Source organism: Pedobacter sp. UYP1 (assembly GCF_040547305.1).
In the GTDB taxonomy this organism is placed as follows: domain Bacteria; phylum Bacteroidota; class Bacteroidia; order Sphingobacteriales; family Sphingobacteriaceae; genus Pedobacter.
Map to the genome: position 1 here is coordinate 268939 of NZ_JBEPPL010000002.1, position 17769 is coordinate 286707.

A 17769-nucleotide genomic window follows, 5' to 3' on the forward strand; every position below is an offset into this window, starting at 1 on the left:
AGCATAAAAGGGAGCTTCTTCAATCAGAAAACTCCCTTTTGGGTTTTTTACGGAGCTCTTTGCTGTTAATAAAAGAGCTCCGATTGCAAGTTAAAGATGATTAGCAATCAAGACATCTCCATTCTACGATTCCTTCTCCTGAACCGAAACGCTGCATGGTGTATTTTTCAAGATCTATCAGAAAGCCGATTCCATTTTCATTCGCATTAATGGTACAGCATCCATCACAATCAGAATCGGAGCAATTGTCGTATACTTTGGCATCAATTTGTTTGCTGCCTTGTCTTATTCTAAATGTTTTTAATTTATACTTGCCTGCATCTTTTGAATGGATAGAAATAATGTTGTTTGCTTTTACCCAGCTTAATGTCTGTTTCCCATTAAGAAATGCGAACTGACCTGCCCAGGTGCAGCCATTAAACTCTACACATTCCGGACTTCCTGGAAGAGGAAACGATTCATAATTGGTTAAATTGGCTTTTCGCCATACTTCAGCATCAACTTTGGTTGCTGAAACGTCTTGTGAACCAGGGTTTTGAACTTCGACTTCTTTTTTACATGAGGCAAGAATCATTGTGCCTGCTAAAACGAAAAGTGCCGTCTTAGACTTTAACAGATTGAAAATGGTTAGGTTTTTCATAGGTTTGGTTAGGTTGTTGTGTATCAGGCATTTGATACTAAAATAAATGTAACTATTTTTAATAGTAAAATAATTTATTTTAATAAATATATTATTTAAGAATAAATGCAGTTATTATTTTACGTATTTGATATATTATCGGATTGATTTCTTTATATATTTATTAATATGACAATATTGAAATATATTATTCTTATTCAACGGAATACATCTTTATGGGGAAGATTTCAATAGAATTGTCCGGTTAATTAAGTTTATCGTTTTTTAACTGAATTTCTTGTTGTTTAGCTGGTGCTTTAGACATCCTGTAAAAAGAAATATACGGTATCATTTTATTGCTGCTTCCTTCGTTTAGCAGATATAATTATATTTGATTAATCACACCAGTTAAGACCATATGAAAGTAATTCTTGTTTCTCTCCTTCTATTTTTTCTATTCCAGCCCCGCAGCTTCTCTCAGGACTGTAATTGCGCAGAAGAATTTCAATATGTTCAACATAAGATTGAAAAGAATTATGCCGGGTTCAGAGATAAAGTAAACCCTAAAACTAAAATAGCTTATCAAAAATATTCTGCCCAGGTATTGGAAAGAGCTAAAAAGATCAGCTCACCTGCCTACTGTGTCAATTTGATCAATGAATGGATTGGCTTTTTTAAGGATGGGCATATTGAAGTTGGGCGCAACAGACTTTCTAAAGAGAAATATGACGCAGATCAGGACAGGCTAATTGCAAGTCTTGAAAAACGTGAAGTCAGTGAACAGGATATCGACAGTTTAAAGAAATCTGCAGGAGTAACAGGTATTTACTGGAGCAAAGATTCTATTTACAAAGTGGCGCTTATCAAAAGTGAAAATGGCTTTCGTGATTATGCAGGTGTAATTCTTGAGTCTAAGAATAAAGCATGGAAACCAGGTTTTGTACTCTTGGAATTGAAAGCTCAGAAAACCAGTTTAAAAGGAATTATCTATGATAAATATTATACACCGGAATCTGTCTCATGGAAGCTGAGTCAAAATGCATTTGGCGATTGGCAGAGAGAAGGTACAGCAGGCGTGAAAACAGAAAAAATACTGACAAACGATATTTCTTGTAAATCACTTTCAGCCCAGACATTTTATATACAGATTGGTACGTTTAATCAGAGAAATGCTAAAAGCATTGACTCTGTAATCCAGGCAAATCAGGCAATTCTGGAAAAAACACCTAATTTGATTCTTGATTTGAGGAATAATGGCGGGGGTGCCGATTTCTCCTACAGACCTTTGCTCCCTTATTTGTATACGAATAAAATTAAGACTGTAGGACCGGATATCCTGGCCTCAGAAGATAACGAAGAAGGATGGAGAGGACTGTTAAAAATGAATGATATTCCGGAAGACCAGAAAGTATTTATCCGTGAAAAGATAAAGGATATGCAGCTTCACCGCGACCAGTTTATTAGCCTGGGGGCAGATAATGATTTAGTATTGGATAGCATTAAAGTTTTTCCCAAAAAGATTGTGGTCTTGATTAATAAGGGCTGCGGATCAACTACTGAGCAATTTCTTTTGACTGCAAAACAGAGTAAAAAAATCATCGTGATGGGTGAAAATTCTGCTGGAGTACTGGATTATGCGAATGTCAGGGATATTTCTTTTAACTGTATGCCTTATGCATTGCATTATGCGACAAGCCGCAGCCGAAGAGTTGATATGAGGCTTGGTATAGATAACGTCGGGATCAAGCCAGACTATCTATTGACACCTACTCAAAATTGGGTAACAGCAGCACAAGATCTTTTGGAGAAGAAATAAAATAAAAGGAGCCTGCATCTTAAAATGGACTGCCCCATAAAGTGTCTGATTTTTTGGGGCAGTGCAAAATTTGCAGCTCCTTTTTATATAGTAAATCCTTTACCGAAAACGTCATGGACATCATGGATCACGACAAAAGCATCAGGATCTGTTTCATGTACCATCGTTTTTAATTCTATGAGTTCAGGTTTGCTGATCACCACATAAATAACCTCTTTGCGGTCTTTGGTATAAGCACCATGACCATGTAAAACAGTTGCTCCTCTGACCAGCCCCATGGTTATTTTTTCAGCAATCATCACCGATTGAGCAGAGATAATAGTTACTGCCTTTTTAGTGTTAAAGCCTTCAACGATAAAATCTACAACTCTTGCACCAATATAAACTGCAACCAGGGTATACATTGTTTTTTCGGGGCCGATAATAAAGGTAGAGAGGCCGATAACTACAATGTCAACGATCAGCATTGCTGTACCCAGTTTCCATCCCCAGAGCTTTTGAAATAGCCTGGCAATAATGGCTGAGCCACCAGTTGTTCCTCCCGAAAGAAAGACCAGGCCTATACCTCCACCCACAAATAAACCTGCAAATATTGCCGCAAGCAGCGGATCGGAAGTTAAAGGAGGATGCGTATTCTCTGTAAGAAATAAAAATAGGGAAGAGAAAAATATACCAAACAACGTGTAAACGATCGTACGTTTATCGAGTAATTTATAGCCTATTGCCATCAGTATAGCATTCAGAATCAGGTTCAGAATACCAGGTGACCAATGAAAATAGTAAAAGGCCACAATGGTCAGTCCGATTACTCCGCCTTCAGACAATTTATTAGGAATAGCAAAGTAGTTGATACCCGAAGCGAAAATAAGGGTTCCTAAAATTATCAGTGCGATATTCTTTGCATGTTCTTTTGTTGCCGGCGTTGCCATGTTGTTGTTTTAGATAATGAGAGTAAATAGGATCGGGAGATCGTTAAATAGGATTTCAGCGATATTTATTCTGCAAATATCTAAAACAATTCTGGCTTTTACACTACTAATTCCATCCTCCGCCCAGTGAACGGTAAAGATCTACCATTGCACTGAGTTGCTGACGTTCTATGTCCATGAGGTTCAATTCACTCTGTAATACATTACTTTGTGCAGTAATGATCTCCAGATAATTTGCCATTCCATTTTTGAACAGCATAGCTGCATTCTTAATCGCCTGCTTTAAGGTTTGTACCCTTGATTCCTCTATTTCACGTTGTTTTTTTAGCTTTTCCAGTTTAACAAGCGCATCAGTAACCTCTGTTACTGCATTGAGTACGGCTCTCTTAAATTCTATAACAGCTTTATCTTTCTCTACTTTGGCGAGCTCAAATTGTGTTTTTAATTGGCGTCGCTGAAAGATTGGCTGTGTTAATCCTCCTGCTACTGTCCCAAATAAGGAACCAGGTATATTAAACCAGTTACTTGCTTTAAACGCATTGATACCGCCACTTGCTGTGATGTTTAGTGAAGGGTACATATTCGCCTGGGTTGCTCCAACTTTTGCATTGGCAGCCATAACACCTAGTTCTGCAGCTTTAACATCTGGTCTGATGGCTAATATATCTGCAGGAATACCTGTTGTTAAATGTTCTGGTACAGTAAAGGCTGTCAGGCTCACTTTTCTTTCAACTTTTGAAGGGAAAGCACCGGCCAGCGTCCTTAACGCATTTTCCTGGATAGCAATCGTCTGTTCTAATTGTGGAACAAGCAATGCCGCAGAAAGGCGTTGTGCTTCGGCTTGCTGAACAGCAAGACTATTGACTTGTCCTGCCTCCTTCTGTAAACGGATAACCATTAAAGTACTGTCATTCAGGATAACATTATGGTGTGCTATTTCCAATTGCGCATCCAGCATCAGCAGGTTAAAAAAGCCTTGTGCTACATTCGCTACCACCTGGGTTTGAACAGCCCTGGCGGCAGCTCCAGTTTGCAGGTAAGTATCTAGTGCAACTTCTTTTTGTCTTCCGATTTTTCCCCAGATGTCCGCTTCCCACGATAAGCCTAGACTCACATTGTAATCTTCTATATGTTTTGATCCGGCGAACATAGCCGCACTCATTCCGTTTATGCTATTGTCTGAAGATCTGTTTGTCGCTGCATTGACTTGCAGATTAAGGTCAGGGAACAGGCTTGCGTTTGCCTGTTTTAAGCTTAATCTGGCGCTTTCTATATTCTTAATGGCAAAAGCCAGGTCAAAATTACGCAGAATTGCACTGTCTATTAGTTGCTGTAAGGTTGGTTCTGTGAAGAAATCCTTGTAGGCAATATTTGCTATACTTGTTCCGGTATTTGCTGTGCTGGTATTGAATTTTCCCGGCGGGGCAGTTTGCGGCCTGACATAGTCTTTCCCCGTTTTGCAAGCCGATAATGCCAATGGTACAGCTAAAAGGTATATATATTTATTCAGTTTCATGTTCGGATTTCTAAAGGTCTGTTAACTTTCTATCGCGGTAGGCTTACCACTTATTTTTTCATGCAAATACTGAAAGGCAACGTAAAGTACCGGGATAATAAACACACCCAGAATTACACCCAGTACCATTCCGCCTGCCGCACCTGTTCCAATAGAACGGTTGCCTAATGCCGATGGCCCAACAGCACGCATCAAAGGGATTAGCCCAACGATAAATGCAAGAGAGGTCATAATAATTGGACGCAGCCTGAGTTTAGATGCTTCAAGAGCTGAATCTAACAAGGTCATTCCTGCCTTCCTTCTTTGTACGGCATATTCAATAATCAGGATCGCATTTTTAGCGAGTAAGCCGATTAGCATGACCATAGCTACCTGGACGTAAATATTATTCTCCAGCCCTGCCATATTAACAGCTAACAGTACACCCAGAATACCTACAGGAACAGAAAGAATAACTGCGAGTGGTAAAATATAGCTTTCGTATTGCGCTGCCAGCAGGAAGTAAACGAAAAGTAAACATAAGCCGAATACGGTCGCTGCCTGTCCACCAGAGGTTTTTTCTTCCAGAGACATTCCAGTCCATTCATAACTATAACCTTCAGGAAGATATTTAGCTGCAACTTCTTCTGTCGCTTTAATGGCATCGCCTGTACTGAATCCGGCTTTGGTCATTGCATTAATACTAATCGCATTGAATAGGTTATAACGGGCTACAGTTTCAGGGCCATAAACCCTCTTTAATTTAATTAAAGTGTTGACAGGAACCATTTGGCCACCATTGTTTTTAACAAATATTCCGTTCATCGATTCAGGTGTCGCTCTTGAAGCTACGTTTGCCTGCACCACTACTCTGTAATATTTGCCGAACCGATTAAAGTCTGAAGTTTGTATACTTCCGTAATAGGCTTGCATAACTCCCATCAGTTCCTTTATGCTGACACCAAGTTGCTTGGCTTTTACCGCGTCGACCTCCATTTCCAACTGTGGATAATCTGTTCTGAAAGTAGTAAATGCCGCCTCTATTTCTTTACGCTTCATCAATTCCTGGGTAAATCCCTGAGCGATTTCACTGAACTTATCAAGTTTGGCTCCTGTACGGTCTTGTAAAACAAATTCCAATCCGCTGACATTTCCAAAACCAGGGACAGTTGGCATGGTGAACACGAATATGCTGCCTTCCAGAATGGTGGAGAGTTTTTGATTCATCACACCAATGATCTCATTAATGTTTTTAACCTCTCCTCTTTTATCCAGATCTTTTAACTTCACGAACCCAACACCAAACGATGGGCTGGTAGCTGAACTTAACATATCATAACCAGAAATACTGGTAACTCCTTCAGCGGCAGGTATGGTTTTAATTATACTATCGGCTTTCTTCAATGCCTTTCCGGTCCTGTCCAGAGAAGATCCGGCTGGCATTGCTAAAGAAAATACGATGAAGCTGCCATCCTCATCAGGAATAAAGCCTTTAGGTGTGGTACGCAGCATCCAGAAAGTTAAAAGCATCAACAAGGCAAATGCACCGAAACTTGCCCATTTGAAACGGATCAATACTTTGACACTTCTGATATACCTATCTGTCATTGCCGAAAATCCGGTATTGAATGCGGTAAAGAACCGGTCGCTGAACTTTGTCTTTTGAGCAGGCGCGGTATGGTTGTTTTTCAGAAATAATGCACATAATGCAGGACTCAGTGTCAATGCATTCACTGCTGAGATCACAATAGCAATGGCCAGGGTAAAGGCAAACTGTCTGTAGAAGACTCCCGTGGGACCTTCCATGAAACCTACTGGTAAAAATACAGCTGCCATAACCAGTGTAATTGAGATTACTGCCCCGGTTATATCGTGCATAGCCGATAAAGTGGCTGGTTTTGCAGCAAGATGCTCATGTTCCATTTTTGAATGGACGGCCTCGACTACAACAATGGCATCATCTACTACAATTCCGATGGCAAGTACCAGGGCAAACAACGTTAACAAGTTAATTGAGAATCCGAATAACTGCATAAAAAAGAACGTTCCGATAATTGCTACCGGCACGGCAATAGCGGGAATCAAGGTCGATCTGAAGTCCTGAAGGAAAATAAATACCACGATAAAAACCAATATAAATGCTTCTATCAAGGTGTGTATTACCTGTGAAATCGATTGATCTAGTTGAACTTTTGTACTCAAAGGAGTTTCATATTTTAAGCCTTTAGGGAAAGTTTTTGAGAGTTTCAACATCGCTTCATTGATGTCTTCCTGTACCTTATTTGCGTTGGATCCTGCGGTTTGGTAAATAGCCATACCCGCACCGAACTTGCCATTTACCCAAGTGTCACCACTATACGTATAAGAGCCAAATTCAACTTTCGCCACATCTTTTACCCGCAATACTGATCCATCGGCGTTGGCACGGATAATCATCTCTTCAAAGCCTAAAGGCTGATTAGATTTACCTTTATATTTAAGTACATATTCAAATGCTTCTTTACTGCCTTCACCAAATTTTCCTGGAGCTGCTTCCACATTCTGATCCTGAATAGCTGCCATTACTTCTTGCGGAGTTAACCCATAAGAGGCCATTTGTTCCGGGTTTAGCCAGATACGCATCGCATAATCTTTGTTCCCGAATACTGTAACGTTACCAACTCCTGTAACTCTTTTAAGCACAGGGATCACATTGATCTTCGCATAATTTTCAACAAATGCAGCGTCATAATTTTTGCTTTCATCATAAATAGACATGAACATAATCATACTATTCTGCTGCTTTTGCGTAGTAACACCAATTTGAACCACTTCGGTGGGTAACTGACTAATGGCTTGTGATACTCTATTTTGGACGTTCACTGCTGCCTGGTCTGGGTCTGTGCCAAGTTTAAAATAGACCTGGAGACTTAAGGAGCCATCATTGCTTGAGGTTGACTTGATGTAAGTCATATTCTCTACCCCATTAATCGCGTCTTCTAACGAAGGAGCAACAGTACGTGCCACTGTTTCTGCATTTGCACCAGGATATACCGCTGTTACGAATACACTGGGTGGTGCAATCTCCGGAAATTGAGTGACCGGGAGTTTTGTCATACTTAAGAGTCCAAGTATTAACAGTAAAATGGAGATCACCGTAGCCAATACGGGTCTTTCTATGAATTTCTTAAACATGATTCATTGTATAATGATGCCGGACAGTTGAACTGCCGGCTAATGTTAATATTATTTTTTTGCAGCTTTTGAAGGCGCCGGTGAAGAGCCAGGATTGATAACCATGCCTTCATGTAAGCGGTCTAGTCCAACGGATACGATCTTGTCGCCAGGCTTTAAACCATCCTTAATAATGTAGTCTGCACCACTTTTACCCGCAATGTCAATCATTACTCTGCTGAGTTTGTTGCTGTCCGCTAGTTTGTAGACAAAGACTTTATTCTGAAGTTCCAGTGTTGAAGCCTGAGGGACCAGTAAAGAACTTTGGTGAAGCTGGTCAATTCTGATCTTTCCGGTATTCCCTGCACGTAACAAGCCGTCTGCATTCGGAAATGTTGCCCTCAGCATAATAGACCCTGTATTCTTGTCGAATTGTCCGTCTACCATACTGATCCGCCCCTGATGTGTATAAATAGTATTATCTGCAAGGAGTAAGGATACCGGGGGGATCTGCTTGATCTTTTCTGTCAGTGTTTTGCCTGGAAATTGTGATTTGAAATTGATAAAGTCACTTTCACCAATAGAGAAGTAAGCATAGATTTCATGTACATCTGAAAGCGTTGTTAAAGGTTGCTGATCATTCCGGCCAACTAAACTGCCCAACCTGCGTGGAATTCTGCCGATGAACCCATTCACCGGTGCTTTAATTTTTGTGAACCCCAGATTAATCTTTGCTGACCCTACTGCAGCTTTTGCCTGTTCCAGGTTTGCTTTGGCTACATTATGAGCTGCCTGCACTGTTTTAAGTTGTATAGCAGAGACTACGTTACTTTTAACCAGTGGGACAACTTTATCTATTTCCAGCTGTGTATTGCTTAATGTGGCTTCTGCAGCATGCATAACGGCTACGGCATTATTAAGTTGCTGTTGGTAAGGCTGATCGTTAATTTTAAATAATAGTTCGCCTGCGTGTACAAATGCACCTTCATCAACATAAACCTTGTCGAGATAACCCTCTACCTGAGGTCTGATTTCAACATTTACCTTTCCTTCAAGGGTGCCTGTATAATCTTTAGTAGTTGTTGCTGCAGAATTAGTCAGTGTAATAACGGGTATTGTTGGTGGGGCTTCCTGAGCGCCAGAACCTTCGTTAGCGGAGCGGCAACTGAACAAAGAAGTAAGGAGCAGTGCTGAACAAAATAAAAGGCCTGGTCTTCTTAATAGAAGAGATTTGTTTTCAACTTTCATGAGTGTGATAGGATTTGCATAAATTGCGGGAACCCATATTGCTTAATGAAATACAGATTACAACGATGCAATTTTATGATTTAAGTCACAAAATGAGGGAGAAGAAATAACTGAGAACGCTTTATTGGCTGATGAAACAACTTTCAGTACGACTGAATCAGCTATCCAGCCATTTCTTAAACTGACTTGCCTTTTCTTTACTGATATGAATATCTGCTGCCGCTGCGGGGATCAGGATAAGTTTTAATTTACCATTGAAATAGTTGTGTATACTCTCCAGGCTTTTGATGTTGATCAGGTATTGCCGGTTGGCACGAAAAAATATTGCCGGGTCTAGTTGCTCTTCAAGTTCATCCATTGTATAAGATACAGCCTGCTCTTTTGCATCGCGGGTAACGATATTTGTGACCTTGTTTTCAGAGTAAAAATAAGCAATATCTGGAACCATAATGGTCTTGTAACCATCACGGTATGGAATTAGAAAACGGGAACGGTAATTTGGATTTTGTTTTTTTATAATCGCAACGACCTCCTCAATTGTTCCGGAAGATATTTTCTGCGTGTGCTGTTGCTTGAATTTAGAAATGCTGCCTCTTAATTCATCAATGTCAATTGGTTTTAGCAGGTAATCAATACTGTTTACCTTAAAAGCACGTAATGCATATTCATCATAAGCCGTCGTAAAAATAACAGGGACAGTAATCTCAACTTTAGAGAATATTTCAAAACAAATACCGTCTGCCAGGCGTACATCCATTAAAATCAGGTTAGGGTGTGGATTTGAACGCAACCACTGTACACTATCTGCGATCGTATCCAGCGTTGCAACAATCTCAGTATGGCTATCAATTTCAAGCAATATCTTTTGCAGGCGTATGGCATTCAATTTTTCATCCTCTATGATTAATACATTCATCGTTTGTTATTCAGTTATTTCTAATAAGGGTAGTTTGACTATAAATATGTGATCATTTTCTATGATCTGCGGACAGGCATCTGATAATAAGCGGTAACGGCTGATAATGTTCTTTAGTCCGACCCGTGTTGATGGTATATGAAAGTTGACCAGCTGCAGATTGTTTGAAACTTCGAGCCAGCCTTCAGCATTGATACAAATATTGATATGTAATGGGCGTGACCGTGAGGCTACATTATGCTTAATCGCATTTTCTATCAATAATTGCAGTGTGATTGGTGGTACGCCTTTAGTTTCATAATTTTCAGGGATATCAATATTGATCTGCAGGTTATCACATACCCTTATTTTAATCAGGTAAATATAAGAGTTGATAAATTTGATTTCGTCCCTTAACGAGATAATATCCCGGCTCAGGTTAATGATCATGTAGCGGTATACTTTGGAGAGGTTGTCCAGAAAAAGGAGTGCGGATTCCGGGTTTTCAGCTATCAGACTTGAGAGGGTACTGAAGTTGTTAAACATAAAATGCGGATCAAGCTGTGCTTTCAATGATTGGAGTTCTGCCTGCATAGCTACCTGATTCAGATCATAGGCTTTAAGCTCTAGCGCTGATGTTTCAAGCATTGACATTTTCCATTTGCGGAGGAAGAAATCAGCGGTATAAATAGCGCTGATTAGGGTGCTGATGATAATACTTACCATACAAACCTGCCAGCCAAATGTTTTGTCACTCTGTGAATAAGTATCGTAATGCGGGTAGACCAGATGATCAATATAAAGCAACAGGCTGATCACAATACTCGCACTAAGGATCTGTAAAAAAAACTGGCAAACGAAGCGCAATAATGGCGACTCTATCCATGGAATATGCCGGTCCAGCCAGCGGGCAATCAGCAAACTGGATTCCGTAATCAAAAAACAAATGACCATTACCCCCAGCCACTCGGTGAGCAGTGTATAAATGTTCTGTTCAAAATAAACATTCCAGAAGGGATCGTAAGGATTTAACAGGTAGATGAAGGTGTAGAAGCAGAAAAAGACAACAGGTAAAATGAAAAACCTGAAGTTCTGATAAAAAGCACGTTCATTTATTTCTTTAGTATTCTTGGCCATGACTTTCTCTTATAATCAACAAAACAGGTTTAATCTGTAAATCTAGTGTTAAAGCCATTTATGCAAAGATCTTATTGACTGAACTTTATATTTACCGGGCTGAAACGGTCTTTTGAATCGCTCAGTAGTACTGGCCCTGAATGATCTTTGACAGGCAATTCAAAGATAGGGAAAACCATATTCATTAAAAATCATGTGGCTCTTGCTTTACAGGCTATAAGCGGGAAATGGCAGTTTGTGTTTTGGAGTCTAAATATCAAGCGTATGTGAATGTGGTTTATTTAATACGCTAAAATGTTTTTTCAGAACCATTAAACACTTTAAGTAAAAATATTTTCGGTTAAATAAAAGAAATAAGTAAAAAAGCTAAAAAGAAGTCTTTGTCCGTCAACTGTTCTTACAAGTATAATTTATTGTACATATTGTGCCCCAAATAACAAATAATTAACCTTACTTATTCTAAATGAAAAGAAAACTACTCAATTTTATTGTGCTGAGTTTGCTATGCATAAGTTCTGCATTTGCTCAAAATACAACAATAAAAGGTAAAGTAACAGGAAAAGGAGATGGTCTTCCGATTCCGGGTGTATCTGTGAAAGTTAAAGGAAAAACGACAGGTGCCCAAACAGATGGAAATGGTGCTTATGCAATAGGCCCGGTTACTCCAGCAGATGTGATTGTGTTTTCAGCAATCGGTTATACTACAACAGAACAAACAGTTGGATCAAAAGCTGTTATCAATGCTTTACTGAGCGAAGATGCTCAGTCGTTAAGTGAAGTGGTAATTAACGTTGCTTACGGAACTTCAAAAAAAGAAGCTATTACTGGTTCAGTAGCACAAATTAGCAAAAAAGAGCTTGAATTAAGACCGTTAACGAATGTTAACAGCGCTTTATCTGGAGCTTCTGCTGGTGTAATGTCTAGTTCAGGCAGTGGACAGCCAGGTGCTTCAGGATCTATTCGTATCCGTGGTTTTGGATCGATTAACGCTTCAAATACTCCATTATACGTAGTAGATGGTGCTCCATATGATGGCGATCTTTCGAATCTGAACGTGAATGACATTCAGAATATTTCGATCTTAAAAGATGCTTCTGCATCTGCTTTGTACGGATCACGTGCAGCAAATGGGGTGGTTATTGTGACTACTATTAAAGGTAGAAAAGGTAATGATCAATTAGGATTAAACATTACTCAAGGTATAAGCTCAAGAGGTATTCCTGAATATGACAGAGTTGATGCAGCTCAGTATTATCCTTTAGCATGGCAGGCTTATAAAAATAACCTGGTATATCCGCAAAGTGGAAAAGGGCTGACTGATGCAGAAGCGAGAGCAAAAGCATCTGCATCAATTAAAGGTGCATTAGGATATAATCCTTTCAATGTCGCTGACAATGCAATTGTTGGTACTGATGGATTGCTAAACCCAAATGCAAAACTTTTATATGATGATTTTGATTGGGCAAAACCATTGATTCGTGTTGGTAAAAGAACTGATGCAAATCTTAACTACAGTGGTGCTTCTGAAAAATCAGATTACTTCATGTCATTGGGATACCTTGATGACAAAGGATATGTTGAACGTTCAGATTACAACAGAATTACTGGCCGTGTGAGTGTCAATGCAAATCCATTAACCTGGTTTAAAACAGGTTTAAATGTTTCAGGAAACTTGACTAAATCGAACAGAGCAAGTGGTATGACTTTGAACTCTCAAGGAACTACTGGTGGAACAAGTTATAATAACGTGTTCTATTTTGCACGTAATATTGGCCCGATTTATCCTGTATACATGCATGATGCTTCAGGTGCTTTTATGACTGATAAAAATGGGGATAAGATATATGATCCAGGAGCACTTCGCCCAGCTGGCGCAAGCAGTGGAAGACATGTTGTACAAGAAACTCTTTTAAATCAGGATTTAACTAAAATAAATTCATTGAGTGCAAGAACTTTCGGAGAGGTTACCTTCTTGAAAGACTTTAAATTCACTCAAAAACTGAATGTAGACGTTTCAGACTACAGTGCAATTGCTTACGATAACAGATTTATTGGTGATGGAGCTCCTAGTGGCAGATCATCTAACACTGGTTCGACAACAACTTCATTTACTTCAACTCAGATTTTAAATTACAACAAAACTGTGGAGAAGAGTAATTTTGATTTTCTTGCTGGTCATGAAACTTACCAGTATACTTATAACTACAGAACAGGTTCTAGAAATGGACAGGTTTTAGATGGAAATACTGAGCTGATCAACTTTACAACAACGAGCGATCTGAATGCTTACAAAAACGTTTATAACCTGGAATCTTATTTCACACAGTTAAATTATAACTATGATGGTAAGTATTTCATGAACGGGTCTTTCAGACGTGACGGTTCTTCTAAATTCTCCTCACAATCGAGATGGGGTAACTTCTTCTCAGTAGGCGCTTCGTGGTTAATTACTGCTGAAGACTTCATGAAAAGTACGCCTTGGGTAGATTACTTGAAATTACGTACTTCATACGGTTCTGTTGGTAATGATAGATTACTTGATGCTGATGGAAACGATATTTATTATAACTACAAATCATATTATAATCTGAACTATAACAATAACAAAGAAGGTGGATTAGCTTTAAATACTTTAGCAACACCTGATTTGAAATGGGAAACTAACTATTCTACTGATATTGCATTAGAGTATGGTTTGTTTAAAAACAGATTGCGTGGTACACTTGAAGTATTTGACAGAAGATCAAATAATTTATTATTTAATGTTCCACTTCCAGTTTCCAATGGTGTTCCAACTATTGCAAGAAACATTGGAAGTATGTATAACAAAGGTATTGAGTTTGAAATTGGCGGAGACATCATTAAAAGAAAAAGCTTCCAATGGACTGCTAATATCAATATGACAGCTGTTAAAAACAGCGTTACAGAATTACCTGAAGAAACACCAACAATCATTGATGGCGTTACAAAATTACAACGTGGTCATTCAAGATATGATTTCTGGTTAAGAAAATGGGGTGGTGTAGATCCTGCAGATGGTGTTTCACTTTATGTAAGAGATAAAAATATTCCTGTTGGTAATGCTGCACAAAGCAGAACTATTAATGGTGTAGATTATACTACAAATCCTAACAATGCTGAATATGGCTATGCTGGGACTGCTATTCCAAAACTTGCAGGTAGTATTACCAATTCATTTACTTACAAAGATTTCCAATTCTCTTTCATGGTGAACTACCAGATTGGCGGTAAAGTTTATGATTCTGCTTATGCGGGTTTAATGACTTACAGCAGATATGGTGGTGCATTACACGTTGATGCGTTAAATGCCTGGAAAAACCCTGGAGATGTTACTGATGTCCCTCGTTTGGATGTTGGTCAGTCTGCTTTCAATAATGCGGCTTCAGATCGTTGGTTAATCAATGCATCTTACCTTGCTTTCAGATCAGCTACGCTTTCTTATAATTTGCCAAAAGCTTTAGTTGCCAAAGCAGATCTTAAAAATGCGAGAGTATATGTTGGCGGAGAGAACTTATTCTTATTGTCCAAACGTAAAGGTTTAGATCCAAGTTATTCTTATAATGGAACTACATCAGCTGGATATTCACCAACACGTACTATTACTTTGGGACTAAATGTTGCATTTTAATTAAATTATACTGATGAAAACTATAAAATATAAATTCCTTCCTTTTTTATTGATTGCATTGACCTTTGCATCATGTAAAAAGTCTTTTTTGGAAACAAATCCTACTGATAAAGCGGATGATGCTACTGTATTTAAAACTACAGATAACGCAATGGCTGCTTTAAACGGTATTCACCGTATGTTGTACAAACAATTCGATGATAGCAACCAGGATCAAGGCGGAGAGTCGGGTATGAAAATCAACCTGGACATGCTTGGAGAAGATGTGGTAATGACCACAGCTGGTAATGGCTGGTACAATAACATGTACAAATGGATTGACCATAGAAATGCTTCCAGCACAAGTGATAAATACGCGTATAAATTTTATTATACGATTATTGCAAATGCAAATCAGATCATTGCGAAAGTAAATGGAGCTGAAGGTGAGCAGGTAGCTAAAGATGCAATTATGGCCGAAGCATTAACCTACAGAGCATGGGCACATTTCTTATTGGTACAAATCTATTCGAAACGTTATGATGCAGCTGGAAATAATACACAGCCAGGTGTGCCTATCGTATTGGCTACTGATGTAACTGCAAAACCAAGAGGTACAGTTGAAGGTGTTTATACGCAGATTAATAAAGATATCGATGCAGCTATTGTTCTTTTTGCTAAAACATCAGTAAGAGCAAATAAAAGCCATTTCGATTTAAGAGTAGCAAAAGGTATCAAAGCCAGAGTTGCATTAACGCAAGGTTTGTGGACTGTTGCGGCTGCAAATGCTGTAGAAGCAAGAGCTGCAAGCAGCTTAATGACTAATGATGAATACAAAAGCGGCTTTAATAATTCAGCAAATCAAGAATGGATTTGGGGAAGTAAGCAAGTGGAAGATCAATCTTCTGATTTCTCTTCTTTCTTTGCTTATATGTCTTCAAATTTTAACTCTTCTAACGTTAGAACAAACCCTAAAGCGATTAACAAATTATTATATGATAAAATCGCTGCAACTGATGTAAGAAAGACATTATGGGATCCAACAGGTGCAGACAAGACTTTTCTTGTTCCACCAAGCGGAGCAAGAAAACCATATATGAACAGAAAGTTCACAGTAGCGGGCGTTACAAGTATAGGTGATGTGGCGCATATGCGTACTGCTGAAATGTACCTGATTGAAGCAGAAGCTTTAGCCAGAACAGGACAGAATAGTCTTGCACAAGCAGCACTATATAAATTGGCTGTGAACAGAGATCCTAATTATGTATTGTCAACCAATACTGGTGATGCTTTGATCAATGAGATCTTAATTCAGCGCCGTGTTGAATTATGGGGTGAAGGATTCCGTTTTACGGACCTTAAGCGTTTAAATTCTGCATTGGACAGAAGTAATTCTAACCATACAAATGAATTGGCAACAACTTTAGGTGAAGTTGCTGGTGATCCAAAATGGCAATGGGTAATTCCACAATCTGAGATTAACGCAAATCCAGCGATTGGGCCAGGGGGACAGAATCCATAGTAAGAATTAAAAAATGATTAAGAGGCTATTCCCAAAAAGAATAGCCTCTTTTTTTGAGAAAATTTAATAGTGCGCTTTCAGAATTACAGCAAGCTCCTTCAGCGTCTTATTCTTTGTGGATACTTTTGCAGGTTCAAGCTTTCCCTGGCTGTACAGCTGCATTGTATAGGTACCTTCAGTATCTCCCGGCTTATAGATAAATCCCTCTAGTTTGCCTTCATAAATCCCGCAGTGGCCCATATAATTTTTCACTTCATTGCGCTCCTGCAGAAAACTGATCATGTCTGAGGTCTCCAGTGGAGTGCTATCATATAAACTTAAGGATAGTCTTTGTAGCATACGGCTGCTTTCCCCATCGTATTCTTTCGGTTCTGGCTGAGCAAATCTGGCTTGTTCTATATAGAGTTTGTTGTTTTTCTGGAAATAGGAATAAGGACGGGTTTTATCAATTTTGGTACGGTCTGAAAAGCTATAATAATTATAGGTTATTACCTCTCCCGATTTTTTCTCAGGTGCTATTGTTTCTATTTTCCGGCCCTCTGGGGTAAAAGTTATTTTTAGACTATTCTTCCCGAAATCTTCTAGCAGATACCCTTGAGTAATTGGACTGACTCTAAGAAGGATGCCTGTGTTTTCTGCAAAAATGAGCACGCTGAATAAAAGTGTTTTAGTGTCTTTAACTGTGCGGATGAGCTCTGCCATTGCGTGTTGTTGCTTCATGTCAACAGGAATAATTTCTATTCCATTGTCAATTTTGCCGTTCACAAAGGTGGTTTTAGAATCCAGATTCACATCAGACATTTCTTTATGCTCTTCTGAGAGGAGTCTATTGAATAAATCATTGTACCATTGCTGTACCAGGACACCTTGCTGATAGTAATTGTAGATCAACCACTCAGAACCATCTCTTTTTTCTTTGAAAAAACCATTATAGGGTTTTCCGGTTTTAAAATCACCAACCAGGTAGTCAGTATGATTCAGATGTCCAAAATAAGCAGGATTAATGCCCTGTTTAATCTTATCTGAGATCTGAAAATTAACAGAGAGCTGTTTTACAACACGGTGCTGCGCATCTTCACATGCATAGCAATACACACGTTCTTTAGATAATTCCTCGTTTTTAATACATTTAAACTCGCTTTTTGTGGTCGTAACTTCATTTTTGCTATTTAAATAGAGTGTTTCTTCTTTATCTTGTTGCGCGAAAGTAAGCATTGGTATGATCAACAATAAGAGTATTAATTTATACATATGATATTTATAGTATAACAGTAAGCAGAGTTGAATGTTTCCTGTTATTTCTTCAAATAATCATTTAGCTTCTCAG

Annotated in this window: 11 protein-coding genes; 3 read left to right on the forward strand and 8 right to left on the reverse strand. The window is 38.8% G+C overall.

Annotated features, from left to right (window positions below; translation table 11 throughout):
- Nucleotides 1-100: 100 nt before the first annotated feature.
- Nucleotides 101-640, reverse strand: coding sequence for a hypothetical protein (locus ABIB30_RS05135; RefSeq protein WP_354299870.1), 540 nt, complete (start codon nucleotides 638-640; stop codon nucleotides 101-103).
- A gap of 397 nt (nucleotides 641-1037) precedes the next feature.
- On the opposite strand from ABIB30_RS05135, the gene ABIB30_RS05140 reads away from it, so the two are divergent.
- Entirely contained in the window at nucleotides 1038-2435 is a 1398-nt protein-coding gene (locus ABIB30_RS05140; RefSeq protein ID WP_354299872.1) for a S41 family peptidase, read from the forward strand.
- An 83-nt stretch (nucleotides 2436-2518) separates the two neighbouring features.
- On the opposite strand, the gene ABIB30_RS05145 is transcribed toward ABIB30_RS05140, so the two are convergent.
- The 6 genes from ABIB30_RS05145 to ABIB30_RS05170 all read right to left on the reverse strand — a co-directional run bounded on the left by ABIB30_RS05145 (nucleotide 2519) and on the right by ABIB30_RS05170 (nucleotide 11292).
- Nucleotides 2519-3364: a YitT family protein gene (locus tag ABIB30_RS05145; RefSeq protein ID WP_183869340.1), complete on the reverse strand. Its 846-nt coding sequence runs from the start codon at nucleotides 3362-3364 to the stop codon at nucleotides 2519-2521.
- 106 nt (nucleotides 3365-3470) lie between these two features.
- Nucleotides 3471-4880 (reverse strand): efflux transporter outer membrane subunit, encoded by a 1410-nt coding sequence (locus ABIB30_RS05150; protein ID WP_354299874.1) that lies wholly within the window; start codon nucleotides 4878-4880, stop codon nucleotides 3471-3473.
- A gap of 21 nt (nucleotides 4881-4901) precedes the next feature.
- A complete protein-coding gene (locus ABIB30_RS05155; RefSeq protein WP_354299876.1) occupies nucleotides 4902-8033 on the reverse strand; it encodes an efflux RND transporter permease subunit in 3132 nt (1043 codons plus the stop codon).
- Nucleotides 8034-8084: 51 nt separating this feature from the next.
- A complete protein-coding gene (locus ABIB30_RS05160; RefSeq protein ID WP_354299878.1) occupies nucleotides 8085-9260 on the reverse strand; it encodes an efflux RND transporter periplasmic adaptor subunit in 1176 nt (391 codons plus the stop codon).
- 157 nt (nucleotides 9261-9417) lie between these two features.
- Nucleotides 9418-10176 carry a LytR/AlgR family response regulator transcription factor gene (locus tag ABIB30_RS05165; RefSeq protein WP_354299881.1) on the reverse strand — a complete coding sequence of 253 codons (759 nt, stop codon included), beginning with the start codon at nucleotides 10174-10176 and terminating at the stop codon, nucleotides 9418-9420.
- A gap of 6 nt (nucleotides 10177-10182) precedes the next feature.
- Nucleotides 10183-11292, reverse strand: a complete 1110-nt coding sequence (locus ABIB30_RS05170; RefSeq protein WP_354299883.1) for a sensor histidine kinase — start codon at nucleotides 11290-11292, stop codon at nucleotides 10183-10185.
- Nucleotides 11293-11755: 463 nt separating this feature from the next.
- Here ABIB30_RS05170 and ABIB30_RS05175 point away from each other — a divergent pair, with 463 nt between their 5' ends.
- Together ABIB30_RS05175 and ABIB30_RS05180 are read left to right on the forward strand one after the other, a co-directional pair.
- The gene (locus ABIB30_RS05175; RefSeq protein WP_354299886.1) at nucleotides 11756-14941 is read left to right on the forward strand and encodes a SusC/RagA family TonB-linked outer membrane protein; all 3186 of its coding nucleotides are present in this window, start codon (nucleotides 11756-11758) and stop codon (nucleotides 14939-14941) included.
- Nucleotides 14942-14954: 13 nt separating this feature from the next.
- Complete coding sequence (locus tag ABIB30_RS05180; RefSeq protein WP_354299888.1) at nucleotides 14955-16442, forward strand: RagB/SusD family nutrient uptake outer membrane protein; 1488 nt, start codon at nucleotides 14955-14957, stop codon at nucleotides 16440-16442.
- 63 nt (nucleotides 16443-16505) lie between these two features.
- Here the strand turns inward: ABIB30_RS05180 and ABIB30_RS05185 are convergent, their stop codons facing one another.
- Nucleotides 16506-17693: a hypothetical protein gene (locus tag ABIB30_RS05185; protein WP_354299891.1), complete on the reverse strand. Its 1188-nt coding sequence runs from the start codon at nucleotides 17691-17693 to the stop codon at nucleotides 16506-16508.
- Between the last annotated feature and the right edge of the window lie 76 nt (nucleotides 17694-17769).